The sequence below is a fragment of the Streptomyces mutabilis genome (genome assembly GCF_014649815.1).
Classification (GTDB): domain Bacteria; phylum Actinomycetota; class Actinomycetes; order Streptomycetales; family Streptomycetaceae; genus Streptomyces; species Streptomyces mutabilis.
Window position 1 is genome coordinate 1 of record NZ_BMTT01000066.1, and the last position, 2,011, is coordinate 2,011.

At 72.7% G+C, this 2,011-nt stretch carries 1 protein-coding gene; it reads right to left on the reverse strand.

All coding sequences use genetic code 11. From position 1 onward, the window contains the following. The coding region (locus IE142_RS34605; protein ID WP_229831192.1) for a type I polyketide synthase at nt 1–2,011 on the reverse strand (2,011 nt) is incomplete at both ends.

Consider the following 2,011-nt stretch of genomic DNA (forward strand, 5'->3'; position numbering starts at 1 on the left):
CGCCCCATCCCCAGCCGCTGCGAACCCTGACCCGTGAACACAACACCCAGCCGACCGTCACCGGCCACCGCCTCGGTGGCGGCCGCCAGCAGCTCGTCCTTGGTACGTCCGACGAGCACGGCCCGGTGCTCGAATGCCGACCTGGTCGTCGCCAGGGAGAAGCCGATGTCCAACGGCCGTCCCTGGCTGTCGGCGAGCCGCGCGACCTGCTCCTTCAGGGCGGCCGCCGTCTTGCCGGACACCACCCACGGCACCACGACGTCGGCGGGCTCCGGTTCGGCCGGGCTGACGATGTGGATGTGCTGCTCGAGGATGGTGTGGGCGTTGGTGCCGGAGATACCGAACGACGACACCGCCGCCCGCCGCGGCCGCTCCACCGCCGGCCATACGGTGTTCTCGGTGACGAGGTCGACGTCGCCGGCTGTCCAGTCCACGTGTGACGAGGGCCGGTCCACGTGCAACGTCCCGGGCACGAGGCCGTTACGCATGGCCATGACCGTCTTGATCACACCGGCGACACCGGCGGCGGCCTGCGTGTGCCCGATGTTGGACTTCACCGAACCCAGCAGCAGCGGCGTATCACGGTCGCGGCCGTAGGTCGCCAGCAGCGCCTGTGCCTCGATCGGGTCACCCAGCGTCGTACCGGTGCCGTGGCCTTCCACGACGTCCACGTCGAGCGGCGACAGACCGGCCCCGGCGAGGGCCTGGCGGATCACGCGCTGCTGCGACGGTCCGTTCGGGGCGGTGAGGCCGTTCGACGCACCGTCCTGGTTCACCGCCGAACCCCGCACCACGGCGAGGATGTCGTGACCGTTGCGCACCGCGTCCGACAGCCGCTCCACCACCAGCATGCCGACACCCTCGGCCCACCCGACGCCGTCCGCCGAGTCGGAGAACGCCTTGCACCGGCCGTCCGCCGACATGCCGCGCTGCCGCGAGAACTCCACGAAGAGCTCCGGTGTGGACAGCACGGTCACACCACCGGCCAGCGCCAGGTCACAGTCACCCGACCGCAGCGCCTGGGCCGCCCAGTGCAGGGCCACCAGCGACGACGAGCACGCCGTGTCGACCGTGACCGCCGGACCCTCGAGGCCCAGCGAGTAAGCCACACGTCCGGAGGCCACGCTGGCGGAGCTGCCGTTGCCACGGAATCCCTCGAACTCGGGGCCGGTCAGCAGGTCGGAGTAGTCGCCGTACATGACGCCGGCGAACACACCGGTACGGCTGCCCCGCAGCGACACCGGATCGAGGCCGGCCCGCTCCAGCGCCTCCCACGACGTCTCCAGCAGCAGCCGCTGCTGCGCGTCCGTGGCGAGCGCCTCGCGAGGGCTCATGCCGAAGAACTCCGCGTCGAACTCCCCCGCGTCGCGCAGGAACCCGCCGGACCGGGTGTAGGACGTGCCGGCGTGTGCCGCGTCGGGGTGGTACAGGGCGTCGAGGTCCCAGCCGCGGTCGTCCGGGAAGTCGCCGATGGCGTCGACGCCCTCGGTGACCAGACGCCACAGGTCCTCCGGCGACCGCACCCCACCCGGGTACCGGCACGCCATGCCCACGATCACCACCGGATCGTCCGACACCGGCGGCAACGCGCCGACGGGGACCGACGTGTCCTCGGCGGTGCCGAGCAGCTCGTCGAGGAGGTACCGCGCGAGCGTGGCCGAGGTCGGGTGGTCGAACACCAGGGTCGCCGGCAGCCGCAGTCCGGTCGCCGCCGACAGGCCGTTGCGCAGCTCCACCGCCGTCAGCGAGTCGAGGCCCAGCTCCTGGAACGAGCGCTGCGGGTCGACCAGCGAACCGTCCGCGTGCCCGAGCACCGTCGCCACCCGGCCGCGCACCAGGTCCAGCACCAGGTCGGTGCGGGCCTCCGCGGGCAGGCCGACCAAGCGGTGCGCGAGGTCGGTGGCCTCGCCGGTGCGTGCGACACCGCGTCGGCTTCCGGTGCGGGTACGGGTGCGGACGAGGTGGTGCAGGAGGGCCGGTGTCCCGCCCGCAGCCCGCAGGCCGGGCAGGT